Below are 19,958 nucleotides of genomic sequence, written 5' to 3'. Positions count from 1 at the left end.
AGGAATGCTGGAGATCAGGCGGCTTGCACGATCAGGTGCGAGTCGGAACGAGGACGCGACAGCCGCGCCTGCGGCGGCGGTGCCGGCGCCTGGGCGTCGGCGGGCGCGGCAGCGGGTTCGGTGGAGGCCGGCGCAGCATCCGGGGCCGCCGCCGGCGTGGCCGGGGCGGGCGCAGCGGCGGGCGCCGGCTTGCGCGATGCCAGCCACTTCTGGAAGTCCTGCTTGCTCACGGCCTCGACCACGATCGGCATGAAGCCGTGGTCCTTGCCGCACAGTTCGGCGCACTGGCCGCGGTACACCCCGGGCGTGTCGATGCTGGTCCAGGCTTCGTTGATGATCCCGGGGATGGCGTCCTGCTTCCAGCCCAGCGCCGGCACCCACCAGGCGTGGATGACGTCGTCGGCGGTGATGACGAAGCGCACCTTGGTGTTCACCGGCAGCACCAGCCGGTTGTCCACGTCGAGCAGGTAGTGCGGGTCGTGCTCGGCCGTCGGCACCGCGCCGCTCTGCCGCAGCCGGTCGGAACTGCGCGCCAGGCGGCTGGTGAACGAGACGTTCTCGCCCAGGTATTCGTAGCGCCACATCCACTGGTAGCCGGTGACCTTCACCGTCATCTCGGCATCGCGAGTGTCGTACATCGCGATCAGCTTGGCGGTGGCCGGCCAGGCCATCACGATCAGGATCAGCACCGGGATCACCGTCCACACGATCTCGGCCTTGGTGTTGTGGCTGAACTGCGCCGGCACCGCGCCCTTGGACTTGCGGAACTTGAAGATCGCATAGGACATCGCGCCGAACACCAGCACGCCGATGACCACGCACACCCACAACGCGACCATGTGCGCGTCGTAGGCGTTGCGCGCGCTCTGGGTGACGCCCCTGCCCATGTTGAGCTGCCACGGCTTGGGATCGGCCGATTGCGCCCACGCCAGCGGTGCGGCCATCGCCGCCGCCAACGCCATCCCGCCCCTGACCGCCTGTTGCACCCACCCGCCGCGTTGCTTCATTGCCTAGACCCCTTGGAGCGTCATCGGTTGCGGCCGGTCACGGCCGCGAGCAAGCCTTCCAGGGTCTGCGCCAGTTGCCGGCGTTCGTCGGGGCCGAGGAATTCGCCGACCCTGACCTGCTTGCCGCTGGATGCCAGCACCACCCTGTCGTCGCCTTCGATCCGCAACCGCACCCAATGCGGGTGGGCGCGGAACGCCGGCGTTCCTGCATTCGGACGGGTCACTTCCACGCAGGCCGGACCCACCCGGATATCCTCTTCGCGCTCGCCGCCACGCCACGACCAATGCAGCGCGAGCGCCACCACGATGCTGTGCAACAGGGCGAACGCAGGCGCGAACACATTGCCGGCGAGCCACCCCAGCCCAGCCACGGCCCACATCGCCCCGGCCAGTGCGACGAACAACAGAACGAATTGCCGGGCATTCAACGCCCGCGGCGGTCGCAGCCGCAGCTGCGTACCCGACCCCTCCGGAGAAAACGGAAACATTTCGATCATGTCGAACCGCCGCTTCCGAACCGCTCGTGCCCGAGCCGCGAGCACGCCTGGATGGTAGCCCCCGGCCTGCGCGGCGGCAAGCGCGCGTTCACCACAAAAAATGCTGTAGCGCAACAAGATGTGCGTTCAGCCTGGACGCGTCCGCCATCGCCGTGGCGATGCCGGCAACCCCCTGCGCGTGCAGGCGCTGACATAAAATAGCGGGCTCTGTCCCTGGCCTTTCCCGCATGAACGCTCTGCCTGGCGCCGGCTCTGTTCCGGCGATGCCGTCCGCGTCTCCTTCGCCCTTGCTGTCCCCCGAACTCCCGCCCGCGCCGCAGGCCCTGCGCGCGGCGATCACCGCCGCCTGGCTCAAGGACGAAGCCGAACACGTACGCGAACTGCTCGAGCAGGCGCGCCTGCCCGCGGCCGACCAGGCCAGGGTGCAGGCGCTGGCCGCCGACCTGGTCACCCGCGTGCGCGCCCGCGCCCAGGACCAGGGCGCGATCGAGGCCTTCATGCGCCAGTACGACCTCGGCAGCGAGGAAGGCGTGCTGCTGATGTGCGTGGCCGAAGCGCTGCTGCGCATCCCCGACCAGGACACCGCCGACAAGCTGATCCGCGACAAGCTCGGCGATGCGGACTGGAAGAAGCACATGGGCGAGAGCGACTCGATCCTGGTCAATGCGTCGACCTGGGGCCTGATGCTCACCGGTAAGCTCGTGCAGATCAACGACCTCACCCGCGCCGACGTGTCCGGCGCGTTCAAGCGTCTGATCGGCCGCGTCGGCGAGCCGGTGATTCGTCTGGCGGTGCGCCAGGCAATGAAGATCATGGGCCATCAGTTCGTGATGGGCCGGACCATCGGCGAGGCGCTGACCCGCTCGAAGAAGGGCGACAACGCCCACTACCGCTACTCGTTCGACATGCTCGGCGAAGGCGCGCTGACCATGAAGGACGCGCAGCGCTATCTCGATGCCTACCGCCAGGCGATCCACGCCATCGGCAAGCACTTCGCCGCGCAGCGCCAGCAGGGCGGCGGCAAGGACGCGGTGTTCGCCGCGCCCAGCATCTCGATCAAGCTCTCGGCGCTGTATCCGCGCTACGAGCACGCCAAGCGCACGCGGGTGATGGCCGAACTGGTGCCCGGCGTGCTGGAACTGGCGCAACTGGCCAAGTCCTACGGCATCGGCTACACGGTCGACGCCGAAGAAGCCGACCGCCTGGAACTGTCGCTGGACATCATCGAGGCCACCTTCTCCGATCCCTCGCTGGACGGTTGGGAAGGCTACGGCCTGGCGGTGCAGGCATACCAGAAGCGCACCCCGTACACGATCGATTTCCTCGCCGACCTGGCGCGCCGCGTCGGCCGCCGCATCCCGGTGCGCCTGGTCAAGGGCGCCTACTGGGACGCGGAGATCAAGCGCGCGCAGGTCGAGGGCCACCCGGGCTATCCGGTGTTCACCCGCAAGCAGAACACCGATGTGTCCTACCTGGCCTGCGCCAAGCGCCTGTTCGCGCACAGCGATGCGCTGTATCCGATGTTCGCCACCCACAACGCGCAGACCATCGCCGCGGTGCGCGCCATCGCCGGCGGCCGCGACTACGAGCACCAGAAGCTGCACGGCATGGGCGACGACCTCTATGCCGAAGTGATCCCCGCCGACCGCCTCGGCGTGCCCTGCCGCGTGTACGCGCCGGTGGGTTCGCACGAGGACCTGCTGCCCTACCTGGTGCGGCGCCTGCTGGAGAACGGCGCCAACTCCAGCTTCGTCAACCGCATCACCGACGAAGACGTGGCCATCGAAGACCTGATCCGCGACCCGGTCGAGGCCGTGTCCGCGTTCGCCTCCATCCCGCATCCGAAGATTCCGCTGCCGGTCGATCTGCTGCGCAGCCAGAACCACAACAGGAAGAACTCCATGGGCGCCAACCTCGCCAACGACAACGATCTGCGCGCGCTGGCCGACCAGCTCAACACCGCGCTCAAGCCCTGGCAGGCCGCGCCGCTGGTGCCCGGCGCGGTGATCGCCGGCGACGCCCTGCCGGTCGCCAACCCGGCCGACCGCCGCCAGGTGGTCGGCCACTGGAAGCCGGCCGATGCCGCCACCGTGGAGAAGGCGCTCAGCAATGCCGCAGCCGCCTATCCGGCCTGGAATCGCACCCCGGCCGCCAGCCGCGCCACCATCCTCGAACACGCCGCCGACCTGCTGGAAGCGCGCATGCCCGAGTTCATGGCGCTGTGCGTCAAGGAAGCCGGCAAGACCCTGCCCGACGGCGTCGCCGAAGTGCGCGAAGCGGTGGATTTCCTGCGCTACTACGCCGGCCAGGCGCGTGCGCAGTTCGGCGCCCCCGAGCGCCTGCCCGGGCCGACCGGCGAATCCAACGAACTGCAACTGCACGGCCGTGGCGTGTTTGTCTGCATCAGCCCGTGGAATTTCCCGCTGGCCATCTTCCTCGGCCAGGTCGCCGCGGCGCTGGCCGCCGGCAACAGCGTCATCGCCAAGCCGGCCGAGCAGACCAACCTGGTCGGCCATGCCGCGGTGAAGCTGCTGCACGAAGCCGGCGTGCCGGAGGCGGTGGTGCAGTTCCTGCCCGGCGACGGCGCCACCGTCGGCGCCGCGCTGACCCGCGATCCGCGCGTGGCCGGCGTCGCCTTCACCGGCTCCACCGACACCGCCCGCGCGATCAACCGCGCGCTGGCCGCGCGCGATGCCGCCATCGGCGTGCTGATCGCCGAGACCGGCGGCCAGAACGCCTTCATCGCCGACTCCTCGTCGCTGCCGGAAGCGGTGGTCAAGGACGCGATCTCCAGCGCCTTCATCTCCGCCGGCCAGCGCTGCTCGGCCGCACGCGTGCTGTTCGTGCAGGACGACATCGCCGACAAGGTGATGACCATGCTGGCCGGCGCCATGGCCGAACTGAAGGTCGGCGACCCCGGCCTGCTGTCCACCGACGTCGGCCCGGTGATCGATGCCGATGCGCTGCAGATCCTCACCGACCACGCCGCACGCATGGACCGCGAAGCGCGCGCGATCGCCGTCGCCGCCACCGACGCCGCTACCGCCCACGGCAGCTTCTTCGCCCCGCGCGCCTACGAGCTGCAGTCGCTGACGCAGCTGCAGCGCGAGATCTTCGGCCCGGTGCTGCACGTGATCCGCTGGAAGGCCGACCAGCTCGACGCGGTGATCGACCAGATCAACGCCACCGGCTACGGCCTGACCCTGGGCGTGCATTCGCGCATCGACGAGACCATCGAGCGCATCGCCTCGCGCGTGGCGGTGGGCAACGTCTACGTCAACCGCAACCAGATCGGCGCGGTGGTCGGCGTGCAGCCGTTCGGCGGCCAGGGCCTGTCCGGTACCGGCCCCAAGGCCGGCGGCCCGCACTACCTGCTGCGCTTCGCCACCGAGAAGGTGGTGACGGTCAACACCACCGCCGCCGGCGGCAACGCCTCGCTGCTGACCCTGGGCGACTGACCGGCCCGCTTCGGCGCAGCGTTCCGCCCGGAACCTGCGCCGAGCGCCGCCTGCCGCAGCGCGCGCCATGCGCCGCGGACAGGCATAAAAAAAGCCCCGCCGAAGCGGGGCTTTTTCGTGGAACTGCGAAGCGCCTGCGATCAGAACTTGTAGTTGACCGAGGCCGCCAGCACGTTGCCGCTCACGTCGTAGTCGCCGACCAGGCGATTGCCGGTGGCGCTGGTGGTGGCGATGCTCGGGTCGTTGGTGAACAGGTGGGTGTAGCCGAAGCTGTACTCGGTCTGCTCGGACGGCTTCCAGGTCAGACCCAACGAGACCCACTTGCGGCTCGCGTCCGGCACGCGCACGTCGCGGTGCTGGTCGGTGGTCGGGGTCTGGTCGTAGGCCAGGCCGCCACGCAGGGTCAGCGTGTCGCTCATGCGGTAGTCGGCACCCAGCGACACGAAGGTGGTGTCGCGGTACGAGAAGTCCAGCACGCTGTCGGGCTGGTTGGAGGCGAAGTCGACGGTGACCTTGTCGAACTTGCTCCAGGCGGTGCGGGTGACGTCAGCCATCACCGTCCACTGCTCGTTGATGTCGTGGGTGAAGCTGGCGGTGGCGCTGGCCGGCAGCTTGACCGTGGCGCGGCCCTTGGTGTCGACGAAGGTGCCCGGCGCGGCGAAGGCCAACACGGTGGCGGCATTGCCCGGCACGGTGAAGTCGGCGTCGCCGTCGGTGATCTTGTGCTCGACCTGCGAGCGGTAGCTGAAGCCGATGTGGGTGTGCTCGTCGACGCTGAACAGGCCGCCCAGGGTGAAGCCGACCGCGGTGTTGTCGCCCTTGATGCGCGAGAAACCGTCGGCGCTGCCCGGCGCGAAGCCCGGCACTCGGCGCGAGGCCAGGACGGTGCCGAAGTCGATGGCGTTGGTCAGTTCGATGTTCAGGCGCTCGGCGAACACGGACGCGCCGAAGGACACGTACGGGTTGACGTCGTAGGAGAAGGCGAAGTTCAGGTCGATCGCCTGCAGCTCGGTCTTCACGCCGTTGTAGCGGCCGACCCAGTCGCGGTCGTATTCGGTCTTGAAGCCGAACGGCACGGTCAGCGAGGTGCCGAAGTGCATGTTGTTGTTTTCGCCGAACGGCATGTGGAAGTACGCGGCCGGAACCGGCGCGATCATGCCGGCGTCGCCGCCACGGCCACCGGAGATCGGCTGGCCATTGGCGTAGGTGCCGCCGTTGCCCTGGTACTTGGCCGAGAACTGGATGGCGCTGACGTCGGCCTGGAACACCTTGCCGTCGAGCTGGCGCATGCCGGCCGGGTTCACGGCGATGATCGAGGCATCGCCGGGGGCGCTACCGGAGCCGGCAAAGGCGCGGCCCAGACCCTTGGCGCTGTTCTCCTTGAGCTGGAACGCGGCGCCGTGCGCCTGGCCCATGGCCAGCGCGCCGACGATGCCGACGGCCAGAGCGGTGAAACGGACGAACTGGGTTGCGTTTTGCATGGCTAGCTTTCTCCGGAAGACGAGTGTCTGTGTTCGCGCCTGCGCATTCCCGGGCCGGAATGGTCCAGGAATACGCGCCGGAGTCCCCTCCCGACATACGACGCCGTATGCGAGTATACCCCGCACCGTTAACTAAACAATAACGACATGATGCGTTCAGCTTCGTGTGGAGTCGGCGTGCGTTCAGCCGGATGAAGTCGTTATCGTGGCGTCCCTGGCGGTCTCCGGCTCCCCCGTTCCCTCGCATGTTCGTTTCCATCCCCTCCCGCGAACGCACCACGCTGCGCTGGGCCACGCCGTTGTTGTTCGCGGCGATGTGGCTGGCCTTCCTGTGGTCGATCAGCCGCCCCGACGAGGCGCGCGCGACCCTGTGGCTGGACTGGGGCGCGCTCTCGGCCGGGGTGGGCAGCCCGCGCGACTGGCTGGCCACGGTGCAGGACGGCAGCGTGCTGCGCCTGTTCACCGCCCTGTTCCTGCACGCCGACTGGTCGCACCTGCTCGGCAACCTGGTGTTCCTGCTGATCTTCGGCCTGCCCGCCGAACGCGTGCTGGGGCCGTGGCGGTTCCTGCTGCTGTTCCTGGGCGGCGGGGCGATTTCCAACCTGGCCGCGGTGTTCGCGGTCGGCACCCCGGACCGGGTGATCATCGGCGCCAGCGGCGCGGTCTCGGCGCTGATCGGCACCTACCTGGCGCTGTTCCCGCGGGCCAAGCTCGGCGTGGTGCTGCCGCTGGGGCTGTTCCTGGAATTCGTGCGCGCCCCGGCCTCGCTGCTGATCGGCACCTGGGCGGCGCTGCAGGTGGTGTTCGCCTACATCGGCCCGGCCTTCGGCATGGTGGCGTGGTCGGCGCACCTGGCCGGCTTCGCCTTCGGCATGGTCTACGGGCTGTACGTGCGCGCGGCGATCGCGCGGCGGCTGCGCAAGCGCAAGGGCTTCTGAGCCGCCTGCGGCAACGGCGCCCGTATACTGCGCGCATGTTCAAGCATTTGTACAAAGTGACCTTCCTCAACCACGGAAAGGTCTACGAGCTGTATTGCCAGCACGTCGGCAGCAGCCACCTGTGGGGCTTCACCGAGATCGGCACGCTGGTGTTCGACGTGCACGACGGGCTGGTGATCGATCCCACCGAGGAACGCCTGCGCGAGGAGTTCGGCGACACCAAGACGCTGCACTTGCCGATGCAGAGCATTGTGCGCATCGAGGAAGTGGAGAAGAAGGGCCAATCGACGATCCGCGACGCGGCCACCGGCGAGAAGGTGGTCACGCCGTTCCCGATGCCCGGCAAGCCACGCTGAGCCGATGCGCATCCTGATCGCCGACGACTATCAGGATGCGGTGCGCCACCTGCCCTGCTTCGCGCGGCTGCAGGCGCACAATGTGCGGGTGCTGACCGCGCTGGTGCCCGAGCGCGAGACCTTCGTTCGCCACGCCGCCGAGGCCGAGGCGCTGGTGCTGATCCGCGAGCGCACCCGCATCGACGCTGCCCTGCTGGCGCGACTGCCGAAGCTGCGCCTGATCAGCCAGACCGGGCGGATCGGCGAACACATCGACCTGGCCGCCTGCACCGCGCGCGGTGTGGCCGTGGCCGAAGGCGTCGGCGCGCCGGTGGCACCGGCAGAACTGACCTGGGCGCTGCTGATGGCCGCCAGCCGGCGCCTGCCCGCCTACCGCGATGCGCTGCTGGCCGGACACTGGCAGGCCACCGGCGATGCGCAGCTGGGCCGCAGCCTGGACGGGCTGACCCTGGGCATCTGGAGCTACGGCAAGATCGGCCGCCGCGTCGCCGCCTACGGCCGTGGCTTCGGCATGCGCGTGCAGGTATGGGGGAGCGAGGACAGTTGTGCGCAGGCGCGCGCCGACGGCTTTGCGGTCGCCGCCAGCCGCGAGGCGTTGTTCGCCGAGAGCGATGTGCTGACGCTGCATCGCCGCCTGGTCGCGGCCACCCGCCACCAGATCGGACTGGACGACCTGCTGCGGATGAAATCGGACGCGCTGCTGGTCAACACCAGCCGCGCCGAACTCATCGCGCCCGGCGCGCTGCTGGCCGCGCTGGACGCCGGCCGTCCTGGACAGGCGGCGCTGGACGTGTTCGAGCAGGAACCGGTGCTGGATCCGCAGCATCCGCTGCTGCGGCATCCGCGGGTGCTGGCGACGCCGCACCTGGGCTACGTCGAACAGGGCAGCTACGACCTGTATTTCGGCGCCGCCTTCGACAACGTGCTGGCCTTCGCCGCCGATGCGCCGCAGCGGCTGGCCAATCCAGAGGTCCTCAGCGTCGCCGACTGAGCGGCTGGCCACCGCCGCCGCGCAGCGGCCACGCCGCGCGCGATGGCGAGGCGGGCCGCCGTCGGCTCAGGTACCGGAGGCCGGCGCAGGCCCGGTCTTGTCGGAGCCGGTCTTGTCGGAGCCGGTCTTGTCTGACTCGGGCTTGGCAGGCTCGGTCTTGTCGGAGCCGGTCTTGTCGGACTCGGGCTTGGCCGGTTCCGCCGCCGGCGGCTTCGCCGGGGCGGCCTTCGGCGCCGCGCCCGCAGGCTTGTGCGCCGGCTTGGCCTTGCCCTTGCCGGCCGGTGCCGCCACGGCCGCCCGCGCCACCGCGCCGGGCTGCTTCAGTTCGGCCAGCGCCTGCGCGATCGGGCCATCGCCCGGCAGTACGTCGCCGGCGGTGTAGCCCTCGGCGCCCTCGTCGTCGCCATGCAGGTGGCCCGGAAGGGTCGCTTCGCTGTAGTCGGCGATCGCCGCCGGCTTGTCGGCATCGTCCGCGCTGGCCTCCGGATGCAGCACCACGTCGGGCACGATGCCGCTGGCCTGGATCGACTTGCCGCTGGGGGTGTAGTACCGCGCCGTGGTCAGCTTGACCGAGTCGCCGTTGTCCAGCGGCAGCACGGTCTGCACCGAGCCCTTGCCGAAGGTGCGGCTGCCGACGATGCGCGCGCGCTTGTTGTCGCGCAGCGCACCGGCCAGCACTTCCGAGGCGCTGGCCGAACCGGCATCCACCAGCACCACCATCGGCGCGCCGTTGAGCAGGTCGCCGGGGGTGGCGTCGAACTTGGAATCGCTGACCGAGATGCGCCCGCGGGTACTGACGATGGTGCCCTTGTCGAGCACGTCGTCGGCCACCTGCACCGCCGCGGTAAGCAGGCCACCCGGATTGCTGCGCAGGTCCAGCACCAGGCCGCGCAGCTTGCCGCCGGCCTGCGCCTGCAACTGCTGCAACTGCTTGTGGAAATCGGCGCCGGTGTCGGCCTGGAAGGTGCTGATGCGGATATAGCCGTAGCCCGGTTCGAGCATGCGGCTGCGCACGCTGGCCACGCGGATGGTCTGCCGGGTCAGGGTCACGTCGAACGGCTTGGCGACCTTGTCGCGGGCGATGGTCAGTACGACCTTGCTGCCCGGCTCGCCGCGCAGCGGCTCCATCGCCTTGACCGCGCTGATCGGCTTGCCGTCGATGGCGATGATGATGTCGCCCGAGCGCAGGCCGGCGCGCGCGGCGGGCGTGTCGTCGATCGGCGACACCACCTTGAGCGTGTTGTCCGGCAGCTGCAGCAGCTCCACGCCGATGCCGTCGTAGGCGCCGCTGGTCTGCTCGTCGAAGGCTTCGGCGTCTTCCTTGCTGAAATACGTGCTGTGCGGATCCAGGTCCAGCAGCAGGCCGCGGATGGCGGACTGCATCAGCTTCTTGTCGTCGACCGGATCGACGTAGGCTTCCTTCACCGCGTTGTAGACCGCCACGTAGCGGCGGATCTCGTCCAGCGGCACCTTGGCACTGGCCGATTCGGTGGAATCCGGATCGTCGGCGCTGGCCGCCGGGGCCGTGGGCGTCTGCGCCTCGGCGCGTTGCGCCATCGACGGCAGCGGCGCCAGAGCGAGCAACAGGGCTGCGGACAGGACTACGCGCATGAAGCACTCCGATTGGGGAAGACCCGCACCGTGCACGGCGCGGTTGTCCGGATTATGCGCGAAGCCGAGCTAAATTCGCGTTGAACGCGTCGCGGCCGCGTGGCTCAGCGGCGCTGCAGCCACGACGATGGATCCACCGGCTGACCATTGCGACGCAGTTCGAAGTACAGCGCCGGACGGCCCTGGCCGCCGGAATTGCCGACCTTGGCCACCGCATCGCCGCGCTTGACCTTGGCGCCCGCGTCGCGCAGCAGGGTGTCGTTGTGCGCGTACAGGCTCATGTAGCCATTGCCGTGGTCCACGATCAGGATCATGCCGTAGCCGGTCATCCAGTCGGAGAACACCACAGTACCGTCGGCGACCGCGGTGACGGTGCTGCCGGCGGGCGCGGCGATCAGCACGCCGCTGCTGGTACGCCCATCGGGCAGCCTGCCGCCGTAGCGCGCGATCAGGTCGCCCGACAGCGGCCAGCCCAGGCCACCGACCTTCAGCGGCGGTGCCGAGGCGACCACCTTGGGCGGTATCTTGCCGCCGCCACGCCCGGCCTTCGCCGCGGCCTTGGCCTGCGCCGCCTGTTCGGCCGCCTCGCGCCTGGCCGCGGCGCGGCGCTCGGCCTCGGCGCGGGCGGCGGCGGCACGCAGGTTGGCGAGCAGGGTTTCCAGCGCCTTGGCATCCTGGCCCAGCGCCTTCTCGCGTTCGCTGCGGTCCTGGTAGCGCTGGTCCAGTTCCGAGACCACGCTGGCGCGCTGCTTGCGGTCGCGCTGCAGCGCCTGGGCCTGTTCCTGCTGGCGGCGCTGGGCCTCGCTCAGTTGCTGCTTCTGTTCGACGACCTCGCGCTGCACCTGTTCCAGCGCCTGCAACTCGTGGGTCAAGGTCGCGATGCGCTGCGCGCGCTCGCGCTGCAGATAACGGTGATACGCCAGCAGGCGGTTGGCATCGGCCACGCGGTCCTGCGCCAGCAGCAGCTTCAGCGGCGCATTGCCGCCGATGGCATAGGCCGCCCGCAGCAGCTGCGCCAGTTCGGCGCGCTGGCGCGTCAAGCCACTGCGCAGGCCATCGCGCTTGCGCTCGAGCTCGGCCAGGGTCTGCTGGTGCCGCTGCAGCGCCTGTTGCGTCTGCGCCAGGCTGCGGCCGGTGACGGCGACCTTCTCGTCGGCCTCGCGCAACTGGCGTGCGGCGTCGCCGCGCTTGCCTTCCAGTTGCCGGCGCTCCTCGGCCACGCTCTTCAGCTCGCTGCGCACCTTTTCCAGGCGCTTCTCGGCCTCGCGCGGATTCTGCGCCGCGGCTACGCCGGCGGTCAGCAGCCACGTCAGCGCCAGCAGGCGGCGCACAAGGCCGCGCCAGTGTCCGGGCGCACGCCGCTCGGCCGCGCGGGGCGCGGCGGAATGCGATGGGACAGGCGCGGCTGCGGGCAAGCGAGGGTCCAGTGACTTCAGGCAGGTGTGGATTGTAGCGAAGCGTGTTGTGATCGCCCCACGATTGATTGCGGCCGCATCGCCGGCGCCCGGGAGGTGAAGGATGAAACGCATGCATCTGGCGGTTGTGCTGACGCTGGCCCTGACGGCCGGCCCGGCGTTCGCGGGCGAAGGCATCAGCAAGGTCAACGGCAGCATCACCGCCGACGCCGGCAAGCAGTACGGCGATCTGGAAACGGTCAACGGCAGCATCACCGTCCAGTCCGGCGCCCAGGTGGGCAGCGTGGAAACGGTCAACGGCAGCGTCAAGGTCGCCGACGGCGCGCAGACCAAGGGCTTGTCCACGGTCAACGGCGGCATCACCCTCGGCGAGCGCGCACAGGTCGCCGGTTCCATCGAAACCGTCAACGGCGGCATCTTCGTCGACCGCGGCGGCCGCGTCGGCGGCGGCATCGAGAGCGTCAACGGCAGCATCGGCCTGGTCGCCACGCAGTTGGACAAGGGCATCGAGACGGTCAACGGCGACATCACCGTCGGCCACGATTCGCATGTCGGTGGTGGCATTTCGATCAACAAGCCCAGTTTCAGCATGTCGTTCAAGCCGACGCGCAAGCCGCGGGTCATCGTCGGCCCGCGTGCGGTGGTGGACGGCCCGCTGCGCTTCGAGCGCGAAGTGACCCTGTACGTGCACCGCAGCGCCAAGACCGGGCCGATCACCGGCGCCACCGCGCTGCCCTTCGACGGCGACACCGCGCCGAACAACTGAGCCGTGCCGCGACGACGCGCCCGCCCGGGCGCGTGCGGCTTGCCTATAGAATCCGGGGTTCCCTCGCCATCAGGAGCCCCCATGTCCCGCAAGCTCGTGCTGTGCCTGGCCGCAGCCGCGGCGCTGACCGCGTGCAAACGCGAAGCGCCTGCCCCGGCCGCCGACACCGCGCCACCGGCCGCGGCGCCCGCACCCGCTGCGGCGCCCACGCACGCGTTCTCCACCGGAATCGCACCGGCGGACTTCGCGGAACTGGTCAAGACGCTGTCCTCGGATGCCTTCGAAGGCCGCGGTCCGGGTACGCCGGGCGAAGACAAGACGGTCAGCTACATCCGCGACCAGATGCAGCGCATCGGCCTGCAACCGGGCAACGGCGACAGCTGGTTCCAGGACGTGGCGATGACCGAGACCACCGCGGCGCCGGGCACCACGCTCACCATCGCCCACGACGGCGCAGCACGGCAGCTGGCCTTCGGCACCGACATGGTGGTGGGCACGCGCACCGGCCAGCCCGAGGTCAAGCTCGATGGCAGCGACATGGTCTTCGTCGGCTACGGCGTGGACGCGCCGGAGCAGAAGTGGAACGACTATGCCGGCCAGGACTGGAAGGGCAAGACCGTGGTGATGTTCGTCAACGACCCCGGCTTCCACACCGGCGACGGCAGCCTGTTCGAAGGCAAGCGCATGACCTACTACGGGCGCTGGACCTACAAGTTCGAGGAAGCCGCGCGCAAGGGCGCCGCCGCCGCATTGATCGTGCATGACACGCCCGGCGCCAGCTACGGCTGGGACGTGGTCAAGAACTCCTGGTCCGGCGCGCAGTACGACCTGCCGGCGAAGGACGATCCGGAGCCGCGCATTCCGGTGCAGGGCTGGCTCACCGCCGAGGCGGCCAAGCAGCTGTTCGCCGACGCCGGCCTGGATCTGGCGCAGGCCTACAAGGACGCCAGCAAGCGCGGCTTCAAGCCGATCCCGCTGAAGGCCAAGCTCTCGGTGGACCTGAAGAGCACCATCGCCGAGAAGACCTCGCGCAACGTGGTCGGCGTGCTGCCCGGCGGCAGCCGCGCCGACGAGGCAGTGCTGTACATGGCGCACTGGGATCACCTGGGCAAGCACGAGGGCGAGCCCGGCGACAACATCTACAACGGCGCGGTCGACAACGCCACCGGCGTGGCCGGCATCCTCGAAATCGCCGAGGCGTTCGCGCACCAGCAGCCCAAGCCCGAGCGTTCGGTGGTGTTCCTGGGGGTGACGCTGGAGGAGTCGGGGCTGCTCGGTTCCAAGTACTACGTGGCGCATCCGACCTTCCCGCTGAACAAGATCGCCGGCGTCATCAACCTGGATGCGATGCCGGTGGCCGGGCGCGCCAAGGACCTGGTGGTCAACGGGTTCGGCAGCTCACAGCTGGAAGACCTGCTCAAGCCGATCGCGGCCGCGCAAGGCCGCGTGCTGCACGCCGAAGACGCGCCGCAGAGCGGGTTCTACTTCCGTTCGGATCACTTCAACTTCGCCAAGGCCGGCGTGCCGGCGCTGTACATCGACGGCGGCGAAGACCTGGTCGACGGTGGCATCGAAGCAGGACGCCGTGCGGCAGCCGAGTACGCCAAGCGCTACCACACGCCAGCCGACGAGTACGACCCGGCGACCTGGAAGCTCGACGGTGTGATGGACGACCTGCAGGCGGTGTACGGCGTTGGCAAGGAACTGGCCGCCGGCGACAGCTGGCCGAACTGGTACGCGGACAATCCCTTCAAGGCCGCACGCGACAAGATGATGGGCAGGCCGACGTCGTTGCCCGCGGCCGAGCCTGCCGCCGGCAAGTAGGCGGCGGCTTCCTTAGTGTCATGGCAGCGGCGCTTCGGCGCCGTTGTCGTCTCTGCCCCCATCGGTCGCGCGGCGCACCGGGCATCGTCGCTGCCACCACATCGTGCAAATCGCTTACCGCACGCAGCGGTGCGCGGTTGCCGGACGTCTTCCGAGCGCCTCGAATGCCGATCGGAAGCCCACGCGTAGAGCACTTCGGCGGCGACGAGAGCTACCGCTATAGAAACGCCCGGGCATGCGCTGCCCGGGCTTTCATGGGATGACTATGCCGCATGACGTGACCGTGGCGGCTGACCGCCACGGTCGCCGTCGGCTCAGGCGGCCTGCTTGGTCTGCGCCAGGCTGGCCATGTCGATGACGAAGCGGTACTTCACGTCGCCCTTGAGCATGCGCTCGTAGGCCTCGTTGATCTGCGCCATCTCGATCGTTTCGATGTCGGACACGATGCCGTGCTTGGCGCAGAAATCCAGCATCTCCTGCGTCTCGCGAATGCCACCGATCAGCGAACCGGCCAACTGGCGCCGCTTCATGATCAGGTTGAACACCGTCGGCGACGGATGCGGCTCGGCCGGCGCGCCGACCAGGGTCATGGTGCCGTCGCGCTTGAGCAGGGTCAGGAACGCATCCAGATCGTGCGGCGCCGCGACGGTGTTGAGGATGAAATCGAAGCTGTTGGTGTGCGCCGCCATCTCGTCGGCATTCTTCGACACCACCACCTCGTTCGCTCCCAGGCGCAGCGCGTCCTCGCGCTTGCCGGCCGAGGTGGTGAACAGCACCACGTGCGCGCCCATCGCATGGGCAATCTTCACGCCCATGTGCCCGAGGCCGCCCAGCCCAACGATGCCGACCTTCTTGCCCGGGCCGACCTTCCAGTGATTCAGCGGCGAATATGTGGTGATGCCGGCGCACAGCAGCGGCGCCACCGCCGCCAGTTGCTCGGCATCGTGGCGAATATGCAACGTGTACTTCTCGTCGACCACGATGTGATCGGAGTAGCCGCCATACGTGTTCTCGCCGCCGAACATCGGACCGTTGTAGGTGCCGACGAAGCCGTTCTCGCAATACTGCTCCTCGCCATCGGCACAGGAAGCACAATGCCGACAGCTGTCGACCATGCAGCCGACACCGGCAAGATCACCGACCTTGAAGGCACTGACCTGGTCGCCCACCGCGGTGATGCGACCGACGATTTCATGGCCCGGCACCGACGGGTACTGGGTGTTGTGCCACTCGTTGCGGGCGGTATGCAGATCCGAGTGGCAGACGCCACAGTAGAGGATCTCGATACTGACGTCGTGCGCACCGAGCGCGCGGCGCTCGAAGGTGAACGGGGTCAGCGGCTGATCGGACGCCTTGGCGGCGTATCCATTGGCTTGGCTCATGGGGAAGGCCTCGTGGTGGGTGAAAGGGGCCGAAGGGCGGTGCGCATGTAGAGCAATCGATGCCTACGCGGTCGCCTGAGGCGGAAAAGTCTAAGCGGCGGGGCATGAAAGAGACGCATCGCCACATGGAACGGTGCGATGCGCGTCGTCAAAACGCCTCACCGAGTGCGGACTGGCGCACATGTTCGGCTGAACGCCAATGCACTTGACGGTGACATGTGGACGCGCTGATCGGCATTCATCGGCAGATTGCACGTGAGCGGATCTGCAATCGATGAGAAACGCGCACCAAGAAGTGCGCGCAATGCGTCCAATGACCAGTCACAGGATCGCCTACATGCTCTGTCCACTTTGGACGCAGAGTCGGTTCGATCGTGCAGTAGGCCTTGGCAGGCAGATGCTTGTAGGCAGGGTTGCCGCTTGTCGACAACAGACGCCCAGGAGGCCGTGGAGGAACCGAGCCCCTCTCCCGCCGGGAGAGGGGCTGGGGTGAGGGTACGGCGCGCGCAGCGCCGATCGGTCACTGCGAGGCTTCGCCCGCCCCCTCATCCGCCCCTGCGGGGCACCTTCCCCCGCAAAGGGGGCCATGGTCCCGACAGGAGAAGGAAGAACCGAGCCCCTCTCCCGCCGGGAGAGGGGTTGGGGTGAGGGTACGGCGCGCAGCCCTCGGGTGGCATGTCGCCGCGGGGCCTGCGCCCGTGCTTCGCTCGCATGCGCGTTGTTTTTCGCACACGCAATAAAAAATCCCCGTCCTAGTGGGACGGGGATTTGGGGTAAAGCCCCTGGCGATGACCTACTCTCGCATGGCTTGAGCCACACTACCATCGGCGCAGCTGCGTTTCACTTCCGAGTTCGGGATGGGATCGGGTGGTTCCACAGCGCTAATTTCACCAGGGAGACGGTTGGAGTGTCGCCGCGTGCGTGTACTCGGTTGTTGGACCGAGGACGGCAGGGCGCCAGCCTCTCATGGGGTGTGATGTAGCGAGCGAGTGAGAGCGATCGACGTGTGTCGCGCTAAGGGATGCTTATGAGGAAGCATCTTGAGGTTATATGGTCAAGCCGCACGGATCATTAGTATCAGTTAGCTCAATGCATTGCTGCACTTACACACCTGACCTATCAACCACGTAGTCTACATGGTTCCTTTAGGGGACTTGTGTCCCGGGAGATCTCATCTTGAGGCGCGCTTCCCGCTTAGATGCTTTCAGCGGTTATCGCTTCCGAACATAGCTACCCGGCAATGCCACTGGCGTGACAACCGGAACACCAGAGGTTCGTCCACTCCGGTCCTCTCGTACTAGGAGCAGCCCCTCTCAAATCTCCAACGCCCATGGCAGATAGGGACCGAACTGTCTCACGACGTTCTGAACCCAGCTCGCGTACCACTTTAAATGGCGAACAGCCATACCCTTGGGACCGACTACAGCCCCAGGATGTGATGAGCCGACATCGAGGTGCCAAACACCGCCGTCGATATGAACTCTTGGGCGGTATCAGCCTGTTATCCCCGGAGTACCTTTTATCCGTTGAGCGATGGCCCTTCCATACAGAACCACCGGATCACTAAGACCTACTTTCGTACCTGCTTGATCCGTCGATCTTGCAGTCAAGCACGCTTATGCCTTTGCACACAGTGCGCGATGTCCGACCGCGCTGAGCGTACCTTCGTGCTCCTCCGTTACTCTTTAGGAGGAGACCGCCCCAGTCAAACTACCCACCATACACGGTCCCCGATCCGGATTACGGACCTAGGTTAGAACGTCAAGCACGACAGGGTGGTATTTCAAGGATGGCTCCACTGCAGCTAGCGCCACAGTTTCATAGCCTCCCACCTATCCTACACAGACGAACTCAACGTTCAGTGTAAAGCTATAGTAAAGGTTCACGGGGTCTTTCCGTCTTGCCACGGGAACGCTGCATCTTCACAGCGATTTCAATTTCACTGAGTCTCGGGTGGAGACAGCGCCGCTGTCGTTACGCCATTCGTGCAGGTCGGAACTTACCCGACAAGGAATTTCGCTACCTTAGGACCGTTATAGTTACGGCCGCCGTTTACTGGGGCTTCGATCAAGAGCTTCGCCTTGCGGCTGACCCCATCAATTAACCTTCCAGCACCGGGCAGGCGTCACACCCTATACGTCCACTTTCGTGTTTGCAGAGTGCTGTGTTTTTGATAAACAGTCGCAGCGGCCTGGTTTCTGCGACCCTCTTCAGCTATAGCTCGCACGAGCCACCAAAAAGGGTGCACCTTCTCCCGAAGTTACGGTGCCATGTTGCCTAGTTCCTTCACCCGAGTTCTCTCAAGCGCCTGAGAATTCTCATCCTACCCACCTGTGTCGGTTTACGGTACGGTCTGCGTAAGCTGAAGCTTAGGAGCTTTTCCTGGAAGCGTGGTATCAGTGACTTCGTCTAAAAGACTCGTCTCGGTGCTCGGTCTTAAAGGATCCCGGATTTGCCAAAGATCCAAACCTACCGCCTTTCCCCGGGACAACCAACGCCCGGTACACCTAACCTTCTCCGTCCCTCCATCGCACTTACGCGAGGTGCAGGAATATTAACCTGCTTCCCATCGACTACGGCTTTCGCCCTCGCCTTAGGGGCCGACTCACCCTGCGCCGATTAACGTTGCGCAAGGAAACCTTGGGCTTTCGGCGTGCGGGTTTTTCACCCGCATTGTCGTTACTCATGTCAGCATTCGCACTTCCGATACCTCCAGCAGACTTCTCAATCCACCTTCGCAGGCTTACGGAACGCTCCTCTACCGCGCATCGCTTATCGCGATGCACCCCAAGCTTCGGTTCACTGCTTAGCCCCGTTAAATCTTCCGCGCAGACCGACTCGACCAGTGAGCTATTACGCTTTCTTTAAAGGGTGGCTGCTTCTAAGCCAACCTCCTGGCTGTCTATGCCTTTCCACATCGTTTTCCACTTAGCAGTGAATTTGGGACCTTAGCTGTGGGTCTGGGTTGTTTCCCTTTTCACGACGGACGTTAGCACCCGCCGTGTGTCTCCCATACAGTCCGTCTCGGTATTCGGAGTTTGCAATGGTTTGGTAAGTCGCGATGACCCCCTAGCCATAACAGTGCTCTACCCCCGAGAGGATACATATGAGGCGCTACCTAAATAGCTTTCGAGGAGAACCAGCTATCTCCGGGTTCGATTAGCTTTTCACTCCTAATCACACCTCATCCCCTACCTTTGCAACGGGAGTGGGTTCGGGCCTCCAGTCAGTGTTACCTGACCTTCACCCTGGGCATGACTAGATCACCCGGTTTCGGGTCTACTGCCCGCGACTATGCGCCCTTATCAGACTCGGTTTCCCTTCGCCTCCCCTATACGGTTAAGCTTGCCACGAACAGTAAGTCGCTGACCCATTATACAAAAGGTACGCAGTCACTCTTGCGAGCTCCTACTGCTTGTACGCACACGGTTTCAGGATCTATTTCACTCCCCTCTCCGGGGTTCTTTTCGCCTTTCCCTCACGGTACTGGTTCACTATCGGTCGGTCAGGAGTATTTAGCCTTGGAGGATGGTCCCCCCATGTTCAGACAGGGTTTCACGTGCCCCGCCCTACTCGTCTTCACTGGTATGGCCCTTTCAAATACAGGGCTATCACCTTCTATGGCCAACCTTTCCAGGTTGTTTTTCTAAAACCATACCAGCTTAAGGGCTAGTCCCCGTTCGCTCGTCACTACTTAGGGAATCTCGGTTGATTTCTTTTCCTCCGGTTACTTAGATATTTCAGTTCACCGGGTTCGCTTCCAGCAGCTATGTATTCACTGCAGGATACTGCCGAAGCAGTGGGTTTCCCCATTCGGACATTGCCGGATCAAAGCTTGTTGCCAGCTCCCCGACACTTTTCGCAGGCTGCCACGTCCTTCATCGCCTCTGACCGCCAAGGCATCCACCGTGTGCGCTTATTCGCTTGACCATATAACCTCAAGTTGCCTCAAGGTCATATTCAGTCCAGGGGTACAAAGCCTGGACGCGAACTATAACGACTCAATTTCTAGGGACTCGAGGTCCCCGCCTTAGCCACAACGACACGTCGAGAAGTATGTTCTCAAACGCTCGCTACATCACAAATTATTAAAGAACAACGCTACGGCCTCAACGCCGAGCATCTAAATTCTTAGTGTGCGATACATTCAGAGTGGTGGGTCTGGGAGGACTCGAACCACCGACCTCACCCTTATCAGGGGTGCGCTCTAACCACCTGAGCTACAGACCCAA

At 66.3% G+C, this 19,958-nt stretch carries 12 protein-coding genes, 1 tRNA gene and 2 rRNA genes; 6 read left to right on the top strand and 9 right to left on the bottom strand.

Annotation, left to right across the window (positions count from 1 at the left end; translation table 11 throughout):
- Positions 1-14 precede the first annotated feature (14 nt).
- Together coxB and RAB70_RS05700 are read right to left on the bottom strand one after the other, a co-directional pair.
- Positions 15-1,007 carry a cytochrome c oxidase subunit II gene (gene coxB / locus RAB70_RS05705; protein ID WP_148829644.1) on the bottom strand — a complete coding sequence of 331 codons (993 nt, stop codon included), beginning with the start codon at positions 1,005-1,007 and terminating at the stop codon, positions 15-17.
- 20 nt (positions 1,008-1,027) lie between these two features.
- Positions 1,028-1,504 (bottom strand): DUF2244 domain-containing protein, encoded by a 477-nt coding sequence (locus RAB70_RS05700; protein WP_019796200.1) that lies wholly within the window; start codon positions 1,502-1,504, stop codon positions 1,028-1,030.
- 263 nt (positions 1,505-1,767) lie between these two features.
- On the opposite strand from RAB70_RS05700, the gene putA reads away from it, so the two are divergent.
- Positions 1,768-4,962 (top strand): bifunctional proline dehydrogenase/L-glutamate gamma-semialdehyde dehydrogenase PutA, encoded by a 3,195-nt coding sequence (gene putA / locus RAB70_RS05695; protein ID WP_148829655.1) that lies wholly within the window; start codon positions 1,768-1,770, stop codon positions 4,960-4,962.
- Positions 4,963-5,102: 140 nt separating this feature from the next.
- On the opposite strand, the gene RAB70_RS05690 is transcribed toward putA, so the two are convergent.
- On the bottom strand, positions 5,103-6,443 hold the full coding sequence (locus tag RAB70_RS05690) for an outer membrane protein transport protein (protein ID WP_017908050.1): 1,341 nt from the start codon (positions 6,441-6,443) through the stop codon (positions 5,103-5,105).
- 245 nt (positions 6,444-6,688) lie between these two features.
- On the opposite strand from RAB70_RS05690, the gene RAB70_RS05685 reads away from it, so the two are divergent.
- Genes RAB70_RS05685 through RAB70_RS05675 form a run of 3 tightly spaced genes read left to right on the top strand, consistent with a single transcriptional unit; the run spans position 6,689 to position 8,728 of the window.
- Positions 6,689-7,381 carry a rhomboid family intramembrane serine protease gene (locus RAB70_RS05685; protein ID WP_017908049.1) on the top strand — a complete coding sequence of 231 codons (693 nt, stop codon included), beginning with the start codon at positions 6,689-6,691 and terminating at the stop codon, positions 7,379-7,381.
- Positions 7,382-7,416: 35 nt separating this feature from the next.
- Entirely contained in the window at positions 7,417-7,737 is a 321-nt protein-coding gene (locus RAB70_RS05680; protein ID WP_017908048.1) for a DUF1820 family protein, read from the top strand.
- A 4-nt stretch (positions 7,738-7,741) separates the two neighbouring features.
- Positions 7,742-8,728 carry a D-2-hydroxyacid dehydrogenase family protein gene (locus tag RAB70_RS05675; protein ID WP_148829643.1) on the top strand — a complete coding sequence of 329 codons (987 nt, stop codon included), beginning with the start codon at positions 7,742-7,744 and terminating at the stop codon, positions 8,726-8,728.
- 66 nt (positions 8,729-8,794) lie between these two features.
- Here RAB70_RS05675 and RAB70_RS05670 read toward each other — a convergent pair whose 3' ends face one another.
- Entirely contained in the window at positions 8,795-10,339 is a 1,545-nt protein-coding gene (locus RAB70_RS05670; protein WP_225851695.1) for a S41 family peptidase, read from the bottom strand.
- Between the two features lie 104 nt (positions 10,340-10,443).
- Positions 10,444-11,754 carry a murein hydrolase activator EnvC family protein gene (locus RAB70_RS05665; RefSeq protein WP_408068861.1) on the bottom strand — a complete coding sequence of 437 codons (1,311 nt, stop codon included), beginning with the start codon at positions 11,752-11,754 and terminating at the stop codon, positions 10,444-10,446.
- Between the two features lie 103 nt (positions 11,755-11,857).
- Between RAB70_RS05665 and RAB70_RS05660 the strand changes: the two genes are divergently transcribed.
- Together RAB70_RS05660 and RAB70_RS05655 are read left to right on the top strand one after the other, a co-directional pair.
- Positions 11,858-12,520: a hypothetical protein gene (locus RAB70_RS05660; RefSeq protein ID WP_148829641.1), complete on the top strand. Its 663-nt coding sequence runs from the start codon at positions 11,858-11,860 to the stop codon at positions 12,518-12,520.
- A gap of 81 nt (positions 12,521-12,601) precedes the next feature.
- Positions 12,602-14,344, top strand: a complete 1,743-nt coding sequence (locus RAB70_RS05655) for a M28 family metallopeptidase (protein WP_148829640.1) — start codon at positions 12,602-12,604, stop codon at positions 14,342-14,344.
- 314 nt (positions 14,345-14,658) lie between these two features.
- Here the strand turns inward: RAB70_RS05655 and RAB70_RS05650 are convergent, their stop codons facing one another.
- From RAB70_RS05650 to RAB70_RS05635, 4 genes are all read right to left on the bottom strand, one after another.
- On the bottom strand, positions 14,659-15,726 hold the full coding sequence (locus RAB70_RS05650; RefSeq protein WP_148829639.1) for an NAD(P)-dependent alcohol dehydrogenase: 1,068 nt from the start codon (positions 15,724-15,726) through the stop codon (positions 14,659-14,661).
- A 780-nt stretch (positions 15,727-16,506) separates the two neighbouring features.
- Positions 16,507-16,621: ribosomal RNA gene (gene rrf, locus RAB70_RS05645) — 5S ribosomal RNA — on the bottom strand.
- Positions 16,622-16,776: 155 nt separating this feature from the next.
- A 23S ribosomal RNA gene (locus tag RAB70_RS05640) occupies positions 16,777-19,656 on the bottom strand.
- 223 nt (positions 19,657-19,879) lie between these two features.
- A tRNA-Ile gene (locus RAB70_RS05635) sits at positions 19,880-19,956 on the bottom strand.
- Positions 19,957-19,958: the final 2 nt, after the last annotated feature.

The organism is Xanthomonas sontii (assembly GCF_040529055.1).
Lineage (GTDB): Bacteria > Pseudomonadota > Gammaproteobacteria > Xanthomonadales > Xanthomonadaceae > Xanthomonas_A > Xanthomonas_A sontii.
The sequence above is the reverse complement of the archived record's forward strand: the minus strand, read 5'-3'. Positions and strand labels throughout refer to the sequence as shown.